Origin of the sequence: Alistipes sp. DJF_B185 (assembly GCF_964250025.1) — a bacterium.
Lineage (GTDB): Bacteria > Bacteroidota > Bacteroidia > Bacteroidales > Rikenellaceae > Alistipes > Alistipes finegoldii.
The window spans coordinates 62,115-78,623 of record NZ_CAXUDY010000005.1; the positions used below are offsets into that span (position 1 = coordinate 62,115).

At 59.6% G+C, this 16,509-nt stretch carries 15 protein-coding genes; 10 read left to right on the forward strand and 5 right to left on the reverse strand.

Annotated elements, in window-relative coordinates; translation table 11 throughout:
- Window positions 1–142 precede the first annotated feature (142 nt).
- Window positions 143–1,912 (forward strand): BACON domain-containing protein, encoded by a 1,770-nt coding sequence (locus ACESTR_RS08050; protein ID WP_161990488.1) that lies wholly within the window; start codon window positions 143–145, stop codon window positions 1,910–1,912.
- A 103-nt stretch (window positions 1,913–2,015) separates the two neighbouring features.
- Here the strand turns inward: ACESTR_RS08050 and ACESTR_RS08055 are convergent, their stop codons facing one another.
- The 3 genes from ACESTR_RS08055 to ACESTR_RS08065 form a co-directional block, all read right to left on the reverse strand.
- Window positions 2,016–2,789 (reverse strand): DeoR/GlpR family DNA-binding transcription regulator, encoded by a 774-nt coding sequence (locus tag ACESTR_RS08055; protein WP_014775911.1) that lies wholly within the window; start codon window positions 2,787–2,789, stop codon window positions 2,016–2,018.
- Between the two features lie 145 nt (window positions 2,790–2,934).
- Window positions 2,935–4,389, reverse strand: a complete 1,455-nt coding sequence (locus ACESTR_RS08060; protein WP_279182652.1) for an MFS transporter — start codon at window positions 4,387–4,389, stop codon at window positions 2,935–2,937.
- 58 nt (window positions 4,390–4,447) lie between these two features.
- Complete coding sequence (locus ACESTR_RS08065) at window positions 4,448–5,788, reverse strand: sn-glycerol-1-phosphate dehydrogenase (protein ID WP_302268924.1); 1,341 nt, start codon at window positions 5,786–5,788, stop codon at window positions 4,448–4,450.
- 379 nt (window positions 5,789–6,167) lie between these two features.
- Between ACESTR_RS08065 and ACESTR_RS08070 the strand changes: the two genes are divergently transcribed.
- The 5 genes from ACESTR_RS08070 to ACESTR_RS08090 all read left to right on the forward strand — a co-directional run bounded on the left by ACESTR_RS08070 (window position 6,168) and on the right by ACESTR_RS08090 (window position 11,211).
- On the forward strand, window positions 6,168–7,361 hold the full coding sequence (locus ACESTR_RS08070; protein ID WP_278975093.1) for an FN3 domain-containing metallophosphoesterase family protein: 1,194 nt from the start codon (window positions 6,168–6,170) through the stop codon (window positions 7,359–7,361).
- 9 nt (window positions 7,362–7,370) lie between these two features.
- On the forward strand, window positions 7,371–8,267 hold the full coding sequence (locus ACESTR_RS08075; protein WP_009597367.1) for a glycerophosphodiester phosphodiesterase family protein: 897 nt from the start codon (window positions 7,371–7,373) through the stop codon (window positions 8,265–8,267).
- Entirely contained in the window at window positions 8,267–9,133 is an 867-nt protein-coding gene (locus tag ACESTR_RS08080) for an HAD-IIA family hydrolase (RefSeq protein WP_217729751.1), read from the forward strand. The genes ACESTR_RS08075 and ACESTR_RS08080 overlap by 1 nt, the downstream gene beginning before the upstream one ends.
- 320 nt (window positions 9,134–9,453) lie before the next feature.
- The gene (zupT, locus tag ACESTR_RS08085) at window positions 9,454–10,254 is read left to right on the forward strand and encodes a zinc transporter ZupT (protein WP_039940066.1); all 801 of its coding nucleotides are present in this window, start codon (window positions 9,454–9,456) and stop codon (window positions 10,252–10,254) included.
- 3 nt (window positions 10,255–10,257) lie between these two features.
- Window positions 10,258–11,211, forward strand: coding sequence for a calcium/sodium antiporter (locus ACESTR_RS08090; protein WP_227042475.1), 954 nt, complete (start codon window positions 10,258–10,260; stop codon window positions 11,209–11,211).
- Between the two features lie 80 nt (window positions 11,212–11,291).
- Here the strand turns inward: ACESTR_RS08090 and mutY are convergent, their stop codons facing one another.
- Window positions 11,292–12,329, reverse strand: coding sequence for an A/G-specific adenine glycosylase (gene mutY / locus ACESTR_RS08095; protein ID WP_014775905.1), 1,038 nt, complete (start codon window positions 12,327–12,329; stop codon window positions 11,292–11,294).
- A gap of 80 nt (window positions 12,330–12,409) precedes the next feature.
- Here mutY and ACESTR_RS08100 point away from each other — a divergent pair, with 80 nt between their 5' ends.
- Window positions 12,410–12,709 (forward strand): GNAT family N-acetyltransferase, encoded by a 300-nt coding sequence (locus ACESTR_RS08100; RefSeq protein ID WP_022043820.1) that lies wholly within the window; start codon window positions 12,410–12,412, stop codon window positions 12,707–12,709.
- A 118-nt stretch (window positions 12,710–12,827) separates the two neighbouring features.
- Here the strand turns inward: ACESTR_RS08100 and ACESTR_RS08105 are convergent, their stop codons facing one another.
- On the reverse strand, window positions 12,828–14,234 hold the full coding sequence (locus tag ACESTR_RS08105) for a sialate O-acetylesterase (protein WP_022043819.1): 1,407 nt from the start codon (window positions 14,232–14,234) through the stop codon (window positions 12,828–12,830).
- Between the two features lie 203 nt (window positions 14,235–14,437).
- Between ACESTR_RS08105 and ACESTR_RS08110 the strand changes: the two genes are divergently transcribed.
- The 3 genes from ACESTR_RS08110 to ACESTR_RS08120 all read left to right on the forward strand — a co-directional run bounded on the left by ACESTR_RS08110 (window position 14,438) and on the right by ACESTR_RS08120 (window position 16,507).
- Window positions 14,438–14,665, forward strand: coding sequence for a 2TM domain-containing protein (locus ACESTR_RS08110; RefSeq protein ID WP_009597423.1), 228 nt, complete (start codon window positions 14,438–14,440; stop codon window positions 14,663–14,665).
- Window positions 14,666–14,678: 13 nt separating this feature from the next.
- The gene (locus tag ACESTR_RS08115) at window positions 14,679–15,050 is read left to right on the forward strand and encodes a DUF2141 domain-containing protein (protein ID WP_244076072.1); all 372 of its coding nucleotides are present in this window, start codon (window positions 14,679–14,681) and stop codon (window positions 15,048–15,050) included.
- 110 nt (window positions 15,051–15,160) lie between these two features.
- Window positions 15,161–16,507, forward strand: a complete 1,347-nt coding sequence (locus tag ACESTR_RS08120) for a hypothetical protein (RefSeq protein ID WP_302268970.1) — start codon at window positions 15,161–15,163, stop codon at window positions 16,505–16,507.
- Window positions 16,508–16,509 lie beyond the last annotated feature (2 nt).

Below are 16,509 nucleotides of genomic sequence, written 5' to 3' on the forward strand. Positions count from 1 at the left end.
GGTGCAGGAAGGTCTCCGCACACCCCGACCTAAAATAAACAATACGCGCCCTGCGACAAAAAAGCACAATTATTTCTACCGATGACGAAAAAATTTCATTATATTTGAAACGATCTTCATGTCAAACTTTAATCCCATTGTTATGAGACAGTTTTATGCACTGCTATGCCTGCTGCTATTCAGCGGCGCATGCTCGGAAGACGACACCCCGAATCCGGCGGTCAAATTCAGTTCGCCCGATTCGGATGTCAAAATTTCACAAGACGGAACCTCTGCCGCGATAACCGCGACACACCATGCAGGCCAGTTCGTCCTCACCATGGAAAAGAATTTCGAAGCCGTGCCGGAATCCGACCGGTCGTGGTGCACGGCCGTCCTGTCGGGGGATCGGCTGACGGTCGAAATCGAAGAGAACGCCGAGGAGCTGCGCAACGCCGCAATCTCCATCATGAACGGCGAAAGCGTCATCGGCAAAATCACGGTCGAACAAGGCGTCGCGCCGACCCTGAGTCTGGAAAGCAATACGGCGGAGTTCACCAACGAGGGGGGGGGAATTGACCCCATCACGGTAACCACGAATCAGGAGCGATGGGACGCCGCCTGCGACGCAGGATGGATAACGATCTCCAAAGAGGGCGACAAACTCCGCCTCACGGCGTCGCCCAATCCCGACGGCGGAAACCGGCCGGCCGTGGTGACGGTCACCACCGGCTGCAAGGACAACCCCGCCGAGGTGTCGGCCGCCATCAACGTCACCCAAGGTCCTCCGTCGCTCATCCTCGAATACACCGTCCCGGCAGGCGGCAAGATCATACTGCCGCTCTCCGGCGCCATCGACTGCACGGTCGATTACGGCGACGGATACAGCGAGAAACTCGCCCTGACCCTCAACCCCGCGACGGGCAGCCTGATAAATTACGAATATGCGGAAGCGGGCGTCTACGAAGTGTCCGTATCCGGTTCGGTGGAACAACTCTACAGCCTGCAGGGACACTCCGAGACCTCCCGCAGCTACCTGACGGCCGTCAAACAATGGGGCAACGTAAACCTGACCTCGATGTACTATGCGTTCTACCTCTGCTCCAACCTGAAAACGCTCCCCGAAAACACGACCGACTCGTTCGCCGAGGTAACCACGTTCAAATACGCATTCGAAGGCTGCAGCGGCCTGCAAACCATTCCGGCCTCGTTGTTCAGCGGCTGCGACAAGGTCACCGACGTATTGGGATGTTTCACCAAATGCGCCTCGCTCACGTCGGTTCCCGAAAATCTGCTCGCCCCGCTCAAAAACGTCACGTCGCTGCAAAGCTTCCTCGCCCACTGCAAGCAGCTCAAAACCATTCCGGCCGGATTTTTCGCCCGAAGCCCTCAGATCACGACGCTGAAATACACCTTCTCCGGAAATACGGCCTTCGAAACGCTGCCTGCGGGCCTGTTCAAGGGGCTTGCCAACGCCACGAACTTCGAGGAGACTTTCTACGGCTGCACCGCACTCAAAGAGATTCCCGACGAATTTTTCGCAGGATGCACGTCGGCCGACATTTTCCGAAGCTGTTTCTTCGGCAACAAAGCCCTGACGAAAGTGGGCAGAAACGTATTCAAAGGGTGTACCAACGTCACATCCTACAAATGGCTTCTGGCAAACTGCACCGAACTTGTGAGCGTTCCCGCCGACATGTTCGACGACAGCCGTAAGGTCACCGACTTCAGCGGCACATTCCGCGATGCGGCCAAACTCGCCGTCGAATCGCCCTACACGACCATCGACGGCGTGAAAGTACACATCTACGAACGTTCGCTCCACCCCGACGCATTCACCGCGCCGAAGAGTTTCGGCACCTGCTTCCGCGGATGCACGGCGCTGACCGACTGGGAAGCGATCGGCAGCGGCTACGCCGCATGGACCAAATAACCCTCCTGCCTTCCGACAAAGTAGAGGCGGCTCCGAAATTTCGGAACCGCCTCTGTTTCTCGCACGCAGGGCGCGCCTGTCATTTTCCCGGTTGGCGACAGCCCTACTTGACGATAATCAGGTCCACGCCCGCCTCCTCGACGATGGCGACCATCTGCTCGGAAATCCGGTCGTCGGTAATAATGACGTCTATGTCCTCCAGCGCGCAGATGCGTCCGAAGCCGCGCTGTCCGAATTTCGAAGAGTCGGCCAGCACGATATTCTGCGACGACGCCTTCATCATCTTGCGCGTGAGCTTCGCCTCGTCGATCGTGGAGGTCGTGATGCCGTGTTCGAGGTCGATGCCGTCCACGCCGAAGAAAAGCTTCGAGCAGATGCAGTCGTCGAGCGAACGCGCGGCCTCCTCGCCCAGCACCGACAGCGACTTCTTATGCACCGTGCCGCCCAGCTGCACGACATTGACATTCTCCGCCTCGTTGAGCAGCACACCCAGCCGCAGGAAGGGCGTAACGATGTTCAGGTGATGCCACTGGCGCGCCTTGATCTCCTCGGCAAAGGCATAGATCGTCGAGCCGGAAGCGACGATGATCGAATCGTTGTCTTCGAGCAGTTCGAGGGCGCGCTGGGCGATAAGCCGCTTGGAGTCGCGGTTGATGTTGTCCTTGACATGCACGTCCATATCGGCCACATGGGGGTTGGCGGGACGGGCGCTGCCGTGCACTTTGTAAAGCAACCCTTTGCTTTCCAGTATCTTGACATCCTTGCGGATCGTCACCTTCGTAACCCCCAGTTCGTTGGCGACGTCGGTAATACGCACGAACCCGTATTTGTTCAGGTTATCGAGGATGTATTTGTGTCGTTCGGCAATACTCAGCATATTACTCTGTCTTTTAGCAGTTAACTGAACAAAGGTAACAATTTTTTTCTCAGATTTCAAAATAAAGTGTCCGAAACCGCAACCGGCTTCGGACACTTTCGGACCCGAAAGTCCATATCGTTTTTCCGTCAGCGGACGAACATGCCTAATTCCGCTCCGGTCCGGCATCGTAACCGTCGGCACGGGCGCCCCACATCAGCAGGAAAACCAGCATGCCCACCACCGCCATGCCGAGAATGCCGACATAGGCCCAGTTCCAGCCGTAATGCTGCGCCACATAGCCCAGTCCGACACCCGAAACGACGGTGCTCGCATAACCGAACAGCCCCGTAAGGCCGTTGGCCGTCGCGGCGGCGTTCTTCGTAGCCTGATTCGCCGCGGCGATGCCGATCAGCGCCTGCGGACCGTAGATGCAGAAGCCGGCGGCGCAGAGAGTCGTGAAGAGCAGCCAGACGGGAGCGTCACCAGGCAGCTGCCAGAAGAGGAAGACGAAAACCGCGGCTCCCGCCATGCAGAATACGCAGGTGCGGTGGGCACGGCCCTTCAGCCACCTGTCCGTCGCCCAGCCGGCGACCAGCATGCCGACGATGCCCGCGATCTCGAACATCGCCACCAGCCAGCCGGCATGCTCCATGCTGACGCCCTTCGACTGGCTCAGCAGCGAAGGCCCCCAGTCGAGGACCGAAAAGCGGACGACATAGACAAAGAAATTGGCAAAGCCCAGAATCCAGATCAGCGGGTTCTTGAAGACGTGCTTTATCAGGAACGCACGGTGCTCGGCACCTTTGGCGGCTTTCTTCTCCTTCCTGACCTCGGTGCCCTCCAATTCGGGAAGCCCCACCGACGAAGGCGTGTCGCGCAGGAAGACTACAAGCCCGACAGCCCCTGCGAACGAAATGGCAGAGGGAATCCAGAAACACCATTTCCACGCCCCGGCATGCGCGGCGGCCGCCATGACGCGCTCCATACCCGCGGCGTCACCGGGCTGTACGCCCAGATTGGCGGCCATGGCCGCCACGGCGTCGGGATCGGCCGAGACGTTCATGCCCAGCGTACCCATGATATATCCGCAGAGGATCACAACCAGACCGGCCCCGATCGAGTGCGAGGTATTCCACACCGACATCTTCGTCGCCAGCTGCGTGGGCGGAATCCAGTGGGTCAACAGGCGGGCGCAGGGCGGGAATCCCGTTCCCTGCAGCATGCCGTTTATCACCCACATGATACCCATGAAGAGAATCATCGTATTGGTGAACTGCGAACCGTCGTGCTGGCCCGTGATCCAGTAGGAGACGTCTTCGCCGAATCCGAAGGCGAAGTTGGCCAATGCGCAGAGCGCAAGTCCGACAGCCATGTACCAGCGGGCGTTCATCCGGTCGGCCAGAATGCCGTTCACGAAACGCGAAAGTCCGTAGACCACGCCGTTCAGGGTCAGGAAAATTCCCAGACTGGTTTTCGAGATCCCCAGATCGGCCTCAAGGCCGGGCATGGCCAGCGAAAAGTTTTTACGCACGAAGTAAAAGAGCGCGTAACCGATCATCGTGGCGACGATCGTACGGGTCTGCCAGTACTTGAAGCGCTTGGTTTGTTCAGGAGTCATTTCGGAATGAAAGTTTAGTAATTTCAGAAAGCAAATATACTACTTTATTTCCCAAATGCTACTTTATTTCCCAAATTCCGCCTTTTCCGAAGAGTTTGTCGAGCCATTCATCCATCCATCCGCAGCGGAACGCGATATCGATCACCGTAAAGCGGCTGCGCATGTAGGGTATCTTTTCGAAGCTGGCGCGGAACTTGGCGCGCGAAACGCCGATATGCTCCGGCTCGTAAGGCGCCCCGACCAGTTCGAGACGGCGGCGGACCTCGCCGAAGGGAATGATCTGCCGGCGGATATGGCCGCTCAGCGCGGGCCACGCCTTCTGCAGACGCTGCAGCTGGCGGCGCAGCCCCTCCTTATCGACATACTTGCCTTTGGTCTCGACCAGACCGCGGGCCACGAACTCAGGATCGTTGTCGAAAATCCGGTAGATATCCTTTTCGGTCTCCTCCCACGATTTCCATGCGGCGACGCATTTTTCGACGTCGAGCGTCTCGACCGGCGTATCGAGCAGCATCTCGATAAAAGCCGTCGAAGCCAGCGTGCCGATGCCGACCTTGAAACCGTGCGAGACGGATGCGCCGTTGTATTTGAGGTGCTCCATGTCCCAAAGGTGGCTGAACTGGTGTTCGGCGCCCGACGCGGGGCGGCTCGACTGCGTAGCCTGCATCGCGAAACCGCTCAGCAGCAAACCTTCGGCCAGCTGTTCGACCTTGGCCACATTGCCGGCACGCACGCCTGCGGGGTCGCAGAGGGCGTCCTTCAGTCCGTCCTGCACCACCGAAAAGGCGAATTCGTCGAGCAGTTCGGAGCCGACCGCATCGGCGAGCATCCAATCGGCCCCGGCCGGAATCTTCGCAATCAGGTCGGCATATCCCGACGCCGACATTTTCGCAGGCGCGGCGGCGGCGATCGTCGGATCGAGCACCATGCCCAGCGGAGCCGGACAGTCGAAGGTCTGTTTGTTGCCGTCCTTGGTGATCGAGGCTCCGTAGGCCGTATAGCCGTCCATCGACGCCGCGGTTCCCACGACCATATAGCGGCGCCCGTTGTGGTGCGAGCAGAGTTTGGTCAGGTCGTTGATAACGCCCGATCCCACTGCGACGGGAATGGCGTCGGTGCGGGACAGCACCCCGTCCAGCTGTTCGACGAACGTCCACTCGGCATAAAGTTTCGGGTCGGTGAAAACATGCGGCTCGTCCTGCGCAATACCCGCCTGAGCCAGAATCCGGTGAACATCGCTGCCGGCCGCCCGCCACGTATTGGCATCGGCGACGACAAGCGCACGCCTGCCGGGAAAGAGTTCCTTGAACATATCCGCGACCCGCGGAAGGGTTTCGATTCCGATTACCAGAGCTTTGGTATCGGTCGTGCGCGACAGAGCGCTTTCTACTTTATTCATTACTATTAACGATTGAATTAATTCACACAGGAGCGACAAAAGGGCATCCAAAGCAAAGGCAAATATATATAATTATTTGTTTTCACACAACAAATAGCGCTTTATTTTTTCCTTTTTTATTTCTTTACACCAAAATCACAACATAAAAACAGCAAAAAAGATTTCTTTTTCAGGATTATTCCATGTAAAACAAAGGTCCGGACTCTCCGTAACAAACAATCGTCCGGCACGACAACCGCCCCCATTCCGTCCGTTCCACCACAAAACAACCCCTCTGACAGTAAAATCGAAATAAATGCAAAATCTATTCGGTTTCGGTTTGGAACCTGACGGATTTTACCTATTTTTGTAAATCCGAAGCACAACAGAAAGAAACAATATGAAAAACATACTATTTCTCTTAATTAGCTTTTCAGCACTTTTTGCCGCAAAACCGGCCATTTCCCAACCGTCGGCGCGCATCGCCGGAGGCCCCTACCTCCAGAATGTGACCCCGGACGGGTTCACCGTGATCTGGACGACAACGACGGACGCGGCGGTGTGGGTCGAAACGGCCCCCGACGACGGAACGCATTTCTATGCGGCCGAACGCCCCAAATACTACGACTCGCACCTCGGACGGCGGCGTCTGGGCAAACTGCACCGGGTGCGCGTCGGCGGACTCGAACCGGGCAAAACCTACCGCTACCGCATCATGCAGCAGGCCGTGCTCAGCGACGAAGGCAACAAACGGGTCGTATTGGGCGAGGGCTACGGCAGCGACATACTCAAACACGCGCCCTATCCCGTCACAACGCCCAGCGCGGACCGGAACGAGCTGGAATTCTGGATGGTGAACGACATCCACGGCCGCGATTCCGTCTTCCGGCTGCTTATCGGGGACGCACCGCGCCAGAAACCCGACTTCGTATGCCTGAACGGCGACCTGCTGAATTCGATCGAATCGGAGAAGGCGCTTTTCGAAGGATTCCTCGCATCGGCGTCGGAGCTGCTCACCCCGGCGGGCATTCCGCTCGTCGTGACGCGCGGCAACCACGACGGACGCGGCAAGTTCGCCCGGCACTGGCTCGACTACTTCCCCACGCCGACCGGCGAAAGTTACTATACGTTCCGCCGCGGTCCCGTCTTCTTCGTCGTACTCGACGGCTGCGAGGACAAACCCGACAGCGACATCCGCTATTACGGGCTTTCGACCGCCGACGCTTACCGCGAACAGCAGGCGCAGTGGCTCAGGGGCGTAGTCGCCGGCGAAGAGTTCCGGTCGGCGCCCTACCGCATCGTCCTGATCCACATGCCGCCCAACAAGGGACGCGGCTGGCACGGCGAGCTGGAGATCGAACGGCTGTTTCTCCCGATACTCGACGGAAGCGGCATAGACCTGATGCTCTGCGGCCACTACCACCGTTACCAATGGATCGACGACCGGAGCCGCGGCGCCGATTTCCCGATCCTGATCAATTCCAACAACGACAAAACGGTCGTCAAGGCCGACGAAAAGGGCATCGACATCCGGGTAGTCGATACGGCAGGCAATGTGCTGAAAGAACACAAGATTACGAAAAACAACCGATAAAAACCATCCATGAAAACTTTCAGACTACTGACAGCCCTTACGCTGGGCACCCTGCTGTGGGGATGCGCCGAAAGCGGCAAAAAGGCCGAAGGACCTTTTTACACCGACATCGAAAGCCGCGCCCAGCTGCACGACTGGTTCCGGTACGCACCGGAGCGTCCGATCGTCGTCAGCGGCCACCGCGGCGGCATGGTGACGGGCTATCCCGAAAACTGCATCGAATCCTTCGAGAAGACCCTCTCGATGATGCCTTCGTTCTTCGAAATCGACCCGCGCCTGACCAAGGACAGCGTGATCGTGCTGATGCACGACGCCACGATCGACCGCACGACCACCGGCACGGGCAAGGTGTCGGACTACACCTTCGAAGAGTTGCAGCAGTTCTTCCTCAAGGACCGCGAAGGCAACGTCACGCCCTATAAGATTCCGACGCTCGAAGAGTGCATCGTCTGGAGCCGGGGCAAGACCATCCTCAACCTCGACATCAAGGACGTGCCGCTGGAGGTGATGTCGGACTTCATCAACCGGCTGGCGCCCGCCAACGTAATGTACACCGTGCGCAACGCCCGGCAGGCCCGCACCTACTTGGACCGCGACCCGCAGGCGATGTTCTCGTGCTGGTGCAAGAACATGAAGGAGTTCGGCGAATACGCCGAAGAGCGCATTCCGTGGTCGCAGATGATGGCCTATGTCGGCACGATGATGCTCCCCGACCAGCAGGAGCTTTACGACAAGCTGCACGAGAAGGGCGTGATGTGCATGATTTCGCTCGCCCCGACCCACGACCGGCGGGCGACCGACGCCGAGAAAATCAAAGGTTACGAACTCGAAATCCCCACGGGATGCGACGTGATCGAAACCGACTATCCCTACCTGTTCCAGCATCTCAATCTAACACGAAAATAATGGCAACATTCGACAAATTCCGCTCGGTTTACACACACGACGAACTGATGGAGCGGCTGCGCGGCATCAAACACGTGGCGCTCGACATGGACGGCACGATCTACATGGGCATGTCGCTCTTCCCCTACACCAAACCCTTCCTCGAAGGGCTGAAAGAGCTGGGAATCGGCTATTCGTTCCTGACCAACAACCCCTCCAAATCCATCGCCGACTACCTACACAAACTCGAAACGCTGGGCATCCATGCCACACGCGAGGAGATGTATACGACGGCGCTGGCGACCATCGACTACATCAAGGAGCACTACCCCGCGGCCAAACGGCTCTTCCTGCTCGGCACGCCGAGCATGATCTCGGAATTCGAAGCCGCCGGGTTCGAATCGGCGGCGGATTCAGCCGACGACGTGCCCGACGTAATCGTCGCGGCGTTCGACATGACGCTGCAGTACGACCGGCTCTGCCGCGCGGCGTGGTGGGTGTCGCAGGGCGTGCCCTACATCGCCACCAATCCCGACCGCGTATGCCCCACCGACCAGCCGACGGTGCTGGTGGACTGCGGCTCGATCTGCGCCTGCATCGGGCATGCCACGGGACGGCATCCCGACATCACGCTCGGCAAGCCCGATCCCAACATGCTTTCGGGCATTCTTTCGCGCCACGGCCTCAAGCCCGACCAGATCGCCATGGTCGGCGACCGCATCTACACCGACGTGGCGATGGCCCACAACGCCAAAGCGATGGGCGTGCTGGTGCTTTCGGGCGAAACGACGCTCGACGTAGCCGACAAAGCCGATCCGCAGCCGCACATCACCGCAGACAGCATCGAAGTGCTGGGCCGGCTGATCCGCGAGGCGCACGGCAAATAGGCAGGCCCGCCTCCGCACCGGGGGCATATCCGGCAGAACGGAGCGGGAAAGCCATGTTCGGACCAACGGAGCGAAAAAACCCGTCCAGACCAAAGGACGGGAACAACCGCACACGGACCGGCAAGCCGGAACGACCTGCACCGACAAAGGGGCCGGAACAGCCGCGCACGGGCAAACAGACCGGAACAGCCGCGCACAAATAAAACAGGCTGCAATTATGCCGGCATCAGAAAAACCGAATCCAAATGGATTCGGTTTTTCCGTCTCTTTCGCCGGAAAAGCACTATATTTGCGAAGTCAACGACAAACCGCATATCAATATGGAGCACAATATCCTCATCCCGCTGCTGCTGACGCTCGGAGCAGGTCTGGCCACCGGCATCGGCAGCGCGATCGCCTTTTTCGCCCGCCGCACCAACAAGCGGCTGCTGTCGTTCTCGCTCGGACTGTCGGGCGGCGTGATGATCTACGTCTCGTTCGTCGAGTTGTTCCAGCAGGCGCAGATAACTCTTTCGGAGGAGTGGGGCGCGCATACGGGGATAATCGTCACCGTGGTCAGCTTCTTCGCGGGCATCCTGCTCATCGGCGTCATCGACCGGCTGGTTCCCTCGTTCGAGAACCCCCACGAAGCCCACATGGTCGAGGAGATGGACAAACAGCCCCGCAACCCCAAACTGATGCGCATGGGCATGATGACGGCGCTGGCCATCGGCATCCACAACTTCCCGGAAGGTATCGCCACCTTCACGTCGGCCGTGGACAACATGGCGCTGGGCGTGGCAATCGCCGTGGCGATCGCCATCCACAACATTCCCGAAGGCATTGCGGTCTCGATTCCGATCTTCTACGCCACGGGCGACCGCAAAAAGGCGTTCAAACTCTCGCTGCTGTCGGGGCTCGCCGAGCCGGTCGGCGCACTGCTGGCCTATCTGGTGCTGATGCCCTTCATGTCGCCGACGCTGATGGGCTGCATACTGGCCGGAGTCGCGGGCATCATGGTCTTCATCTCGATCGACGAACTGCTGCCCGCAGCCCGCGAATACGGCGAAGCTCACATTTCGATTTACGGCGTGGTGGCCGGCATGGCGCTCATGGCCGTCAGCCTGATTCTGCTTGCATAGATTATGGACATTCTGCTGCTGATCGTCGGACTGGGACTGATTCTCGCCGGCGCAAATTTCCTGACGGACGGCTCGGCCGCCGTCGCGCAACGCTTCCGGGTTCCGGAATTCATCATCGGCCTGACGATCGTCGCCGTAGGCACCTCGACGCCCGAACTGGTCGTCTCGGTACTCTCGGCCGCGGCGGGCAACAGCGACGTGGCGATCGGAAACGTCGTCGGCTCGAACCTCTTCAACGTCTTTCTGATCCTCGGCGTCTGCGCCCTGATCCGGCCGCTGCCCCTCACCCGGAGCAACATCCGGCGCGATATTCCCTTCGGCATGGCCGCGTCGCTGATCCTGCTGGCCGTCACTTCGGACCGCCTGATATGTGCGGGGGCGGCGGACAGAATCGGCCGCATCGACGGCATCGTCATGGTGGCGCTCTACATTGCGCTGATGTGGTTCACGATCCGCACCACGAAACGGCCCGAAGCGGCGCCCGCCGATGCCGGCGCCAAAAAGCCGGCGGCCCTCTGGCTGGCGGTCGTCATGATCGCCGGAGGACTCGCCGGGCTGATTTTCGGCGGCGACATGTTCCTGAAAAGCGCCACGGAGATCGCCCGCAGGCTGGGCATCAGCGAATCGGTTATCGCCATTACGCTCGTCGCGGGCGGCACGTCGCTGCCCGAACTGGCCTCGTCGGTCGTATCGCTGCTCAAAGGAAAGTCCGAAATGGCGCTGGGCAACGTCATCGGGTCCAACATCGCCAATATACTGCTGATCCTCGGCGTAAGCGCGACGATCCGCCCGCTGACGATGGGCGGCATCACGACGACCGACATTCTGATGGTGGTGCTAAGCTCCCTGCTGTTGCTGCTGACGGCGTTCACCTTCCGCAGGAAGCAGATCGACCGCTGGGAGGGCGCGATCTTCCTGATGATATACGTCGCCTATATCTGGTATCTGATACGCTGACGGACAGATACACGGGCAAAACGTGCCGTCTCCCGGCGGCGTTTGCACACAAGACGAATCCCTGCCGCGGCAGGGATTTTTCACGGCTGCCGGTCCAGATAGCGGTCGATCAGCCGCGGCACGGCATAGTCGCCCAGCGTGGCGGTCGGCACGGAGGGGAAATCCACAGGGGAAAAGATCTCGAAGCGGTGGAACACGGCATGCAGCGTCTGGTGCGAGAGCTGGTGTTTCGGCATTGCAACGCTCCGCAGCAGACGCCATTCGACGCCACCCAACACGGTTCGGAACTCTTCCGAATCGGTTAGTTCCGAGAAATCCGCCGCACGGTCCGTCTCGATCATCGGAAACTCGTACAATCCCTGCCAGATGTCGCCTTCCCCGCGCCGCCGCAACAAGGTCCGGTCGCCGCATGTGACGTGCAGGTAGTTGAACCAACGGTCGCGCACCTTGGTTTTCGCCTGCTTGACGGGACGCTCCGCAACCGTTCCTGCGGCCAGAGCCAGACAGCGCGCCGCAAGCGGACAGTCGGCGCATCCGGGCTGCGCCGGAGTGCATTGCAGCGCCCCGAAATCCATGACGGCCTGATTGTAACGCCCCGGACAACGCATATCGAGCTGCGTTTGCGCCAATTCAGCGAACGTGCGCTTTCCGGCCGTGGAGTCGATCGGAAGGTCGATATCGAAAAGCCGCGCCAGCACCCGGAAAACATTGCCGTCGAGCACGGCGCAGGGAGCGTCGTAAGCGGCCGAGCAGACGGCCGCGGCGGTATAGTCGCCGACGCCCCGCAGCGAGCGGACCTCGTCGTAAGACCGGGGAAACACGCCTCCGAACCGCTCCGCGACCTGCCGCGCCGCAGCGTGCAGGTTGCACGCACGGCTGTAATAGCCGAGTCCCTGCCACAACTTGAGCACCTCGTCCTCCGGAGCGGCGGCCAGCGACCCGACGTCGGGAAAGCGCTCCGTGAAGCGCAGGTAATAGTCCATGCCCTGCGCGACGCGGGTCTGCTGGAGGATAACCTCGGAGAGCCATATGCGGTAAGGATCGCGGGTGCGTCTCCAAGGCAGATCGCGGCCGTGCCGGGCGTACCAGTCCAGCAATATGTCGGAAATGTTGTCCATATTCTGTCTGCAAAAGTAGCAATTTTCCCGTTTAGGCTCTATATTTGAAGAAACAAAGCCGACATCTAAAACTCAGGATTATGGAAAAGAAACACGAACTGATCGACAACGCTGCGGAAAAGCGATACGAATTCGACCTCGGCGGGGACCTCGCCATGATCGAATACATCAAGGCGCAGGGATTCATCGTCCTGACGCACACCGAGGTTCCCGAAAAATACGAAGGACAGGGCATCGGCTCGGAGCTGACGCGCGCCGTATTGGAGGATCTCCGCGCCAAAAAACTGCCGATGATCCCCCAGTGCCCCTTTGTGGCACAATACATCTACCGCCATCCCGAATGGGCGGACGTGGTGCTGAAGGAAGTACCCGCCAAATAACGCAGGAACCGGCCGGACAAGCGGTCTCAGACGAATTCACCCCTGCCGCATTTCGCTGCGGCAGAGGTGAATTTCATTTTTCAGAGGCCGGGTCCTGCAATTCCGACGGTCAGCAAACTCAGAAATCGTCCGTACGGAAAGGAACGACCGGCAGTTCGCGGGTATCGCCCAGATTGCCCGGCTGGAAATCGCGGAAGCAGTAGCGCACGGCCACGGGTTCCGGCACTTTCTCCGACGAAACGACCAGAGCGAACTGGTTTTCGACGACCGCATCGGCCGGATAAAAAACCTTGTCGGCGCCGCAGATCTCGAATCCGCGGATGTCGGCCATCCGGTTGAAACCCTGATCCATATACTTGAACCTGACATGGGCCTTGCCGTCGCGGATCTCCATCGACTCGTACTGCGGGCTTTGGCAGGCGATCTCCTTCATCCCGTAGGTCTTGTTCAGCGCCATGAAAGCCAGCCGGTACCCCACGTCCCGCTTGTTCTTCGGGTGGACATTGCAAAACTCATAAGGCTCCACCAGATCGTTGGTGCAGATCATGCCGCTGTTGGGAATCAGCTCCTGAGCCCGGCACTGCGCTTCGCGCAGATAGGGCGACTTTCCGTTGCCGTACTCGAAAGGAGCGATCTCGACGTAATAGAACGGCAGGTCGTCCCGCCCCCACAATCCGCGCCACAACGAGACCATATCGGACAGCCGCGCGGCGTAATCCATGTAGCGGCCGACGTTCGATTCGCCCTGATACCAGAGGAATCCGCGGACGGTATAGCCCGCCACAGGACGAAGCATAGCATTATACATGACCATCGGACGCAGGTGCTGCGCGACGCGGGAGATTCCCTCTTCGGTCAGGTCGATGTCCGAATAACCGCTCAGCACTTCGCGGCTCATCCAGCTTTCGACGCGGCTTCCGCCCCACGAGCAGTCGATGATGCCGACCGGAACGCCGAGCACGTCATTGAGCATTTCGGCGAAGAAGTAACCCGCAGCGGTGAATTTCGCCGCAGTAGCGGTCATGCAGGGCGTCCAGCTTCCGGCCGTCCGGTCCTGCGGCATATAGGCTGCGGCATGCGGAATCTTCACATAATGGAGTTTTCCGCTTTTGGCGCCCGCGCGGGCGATGATCTCGTTCGCATCCGTAACCGGACACTGCCAGAAGCCGCCGAGCGGCATCTCCATATTGCTCTGCCCTCCGGCGAACCACACTTCGCCGATCAGCACACGGTCGAACGTCACACGGTCGCCGCTGGCGAAGGTAATCCGCTGCGGCTCGTAACTTCCGGCCGGCGTCCTGACCGATACGACCCAGCGGCCTTCGGCGTCACTTTTCACGGCGGCTCCGGCGCCCCACGAGGTCTCGACTTTCACCGCGGCATACGGCTCGGCCCAGCCCCACAACCGGACCTCGGCATTCTGTTGAAGCACCATGTCGTTGCCGATGATTTCGGGCAGCCGGATTTTAGCCGCGGCGCCCCATACGGCCGCAAGGGCGATAAAAAGCAGGAGGATTCTTTTCATAACGGATCGGTATCGAATTTCTGCAAGAATACGATTTTTCGACGGATGAAAAACAGTGGGAAGCGGAAAATTTCCCCGCAATTAATATAGGTATCTGTTTTTTTTGAAGAAATCCCGCCGGAAAATTTGGTTTATTACATAAATTACTTTACATTCGCAATATATTTATGGTACGACAAAAGAATCTTAAAAAACCGAACAGCATGGAACTCACGAACACCTCCCCGGACAAACGCCGCCTTTTCGGCCGCTGGTTCGCCCGCCGCATCACCACCTACCTCGTAGTCTGCGCATTCCTCGCCTTCGTCAACTGGCAGACCTCGCCCCATTACTGGTGGGTGGCATGGGTCGCAGCAGGATGGGGGCTGAATCTGGTGCTGTCGCTGGTCTGGTATCTCACCGACTGCGACGACGAAAACAATTACCGCTAAAACCTCCGCAACCATGAAAGCTTGGAAACTCGTCCTGACCGTCGTTTTTGCGCTGGCATCCGTTGCCGCCGCGGCCAAAACCCTTGAAATCACCGTAACGGACATCCGCAGCGACAAAGGCAATGTTCTGGCGATGGCGAAAGTCGCCGGACGTGAACAGCCCGTATACGGCATGTCGCCCGCCAAGAGGGGCGAAGTCGTGGTAACGCTCGAAGGCATCGACGCCGAAACGGCCGAGGTATCGCTCCTCCACGACGAGGACGGCGACTACAAAATGAAGACGGGCGAACGCGGCCCGGCCGAAGGCTATGCCGCGAAAAAGTGCACCCTGCCCGCAGAGCGGAACGCCGTGACGATACGCCTCCGCTACCCTGCCGCGGAATAGACCGCCGCCCCGCGTACGGCTGAAACGCCGCAGAAGACGCGCAGACATCCGGTAAAAAGCGAGGAACACCCGGAATAAATTCGTAACTTTAACCCCGAAATCCGACAGACATGGAAGACAGAAAGCTGGACGCCGCCGAGAGTTTGGCGCTCATCGGGCGGATGATCGAAAATACCCGCAGCCGCATGGTCCGCAACGCCGGACGGCCGTTTCTGGCGTGGGGCTATGCGACCGCCGCGACATTGATCGCCGTATGGGCCGCAGTGTCCTGCACCGGCGACGCACGCTGGAACTACCTTTGGTTCATGCTTCCCCTCTTGGGCGGCGCGCTGATGTACTTCACGCGCCCCAAGGCGGCCGAAGGCTCGGTGCACACCTACGTGGACCGCGTACTCGACCTCATCTGGAGCGTAATAGGCCCCGCCACCCTGCTGATAAGCACGCTGGCGATCTGTTTCGTCGTCCGGTTTCCGGTCGCATTCACCGTATTGCTGATGATCGGTCTGGGCACGACCATCAACAACCTGATCATCGGCTTCAAGCCCGGCGTGGCGGGCGGCATTGCCGGAATCGTGCTGGCGTCGGTCTCGCTCGTCGTCACCGGAAACTGGCACGCCGGACTGTTTCTGGCAGCCTTCGTCCTGATGACGATTATTCCGGGACATATCCTCAATTACCGGTACAGACACTCCCGCAGCGACGTGAGACAAGCGGCCGGACCGCGGCCCGGCAAGGCGACGAAAGACGGCGCAGCAGAGGAAGACGGCAGTACGGAGGAAGACGGCGCAGCGACCGAAAACGGCACTGCGGAGGGCGGCGCGGCAACGGACAGCACTGCGGCAGATGGCGCGGCAACGGGCAGCGCAGCGGCGGACAGGCCTCTGAACGCCGCCGAAAACATCGCACTCGTCGGCCGCATGATCGACAACACCCGCAGCCGCATGGTCCGCAACGCCGGGCGGCCGTTCCTGATATGGGGCTATGCGACCGTCGTCACGACACTCGCCGTATGGGCCGCCTACGCACTCTTTCCGGGTCGGAACTGGTACTACTTATGGCTGCTGCTGCCCGTGTTCGGAACCGCGCTGAGTCTGCTGACGATGCCCAAGGCGGACGACGGCAGGGTCTACACCTTCATCGACCGCGTAATCGGTCAGGTGTGGCTGGTAATGGGTCTCACGGCGTGGTTCGTCAGCCTGCTCTCGGTATTCGGCGACATGCCGGTCCCGATCCTCTTCGTCATCCTGCTGATGATGGGCATGGGAACTGCCATCACGGGGCTTGTCATCCGCTTCGTCCCGGCCGCCGTCGGCGGGGCCGCGGCGATCATCCTCGCCCCCGTATCGCTCGCCGCAACCGGTTACTGGGTGCCGGCGCTCTTTATCGCCGGATTCGTCGCAATGATGATCGTGCCGGGGCATATCCTCAACTACAAGTCGAATCATCCGAAACAATAGCC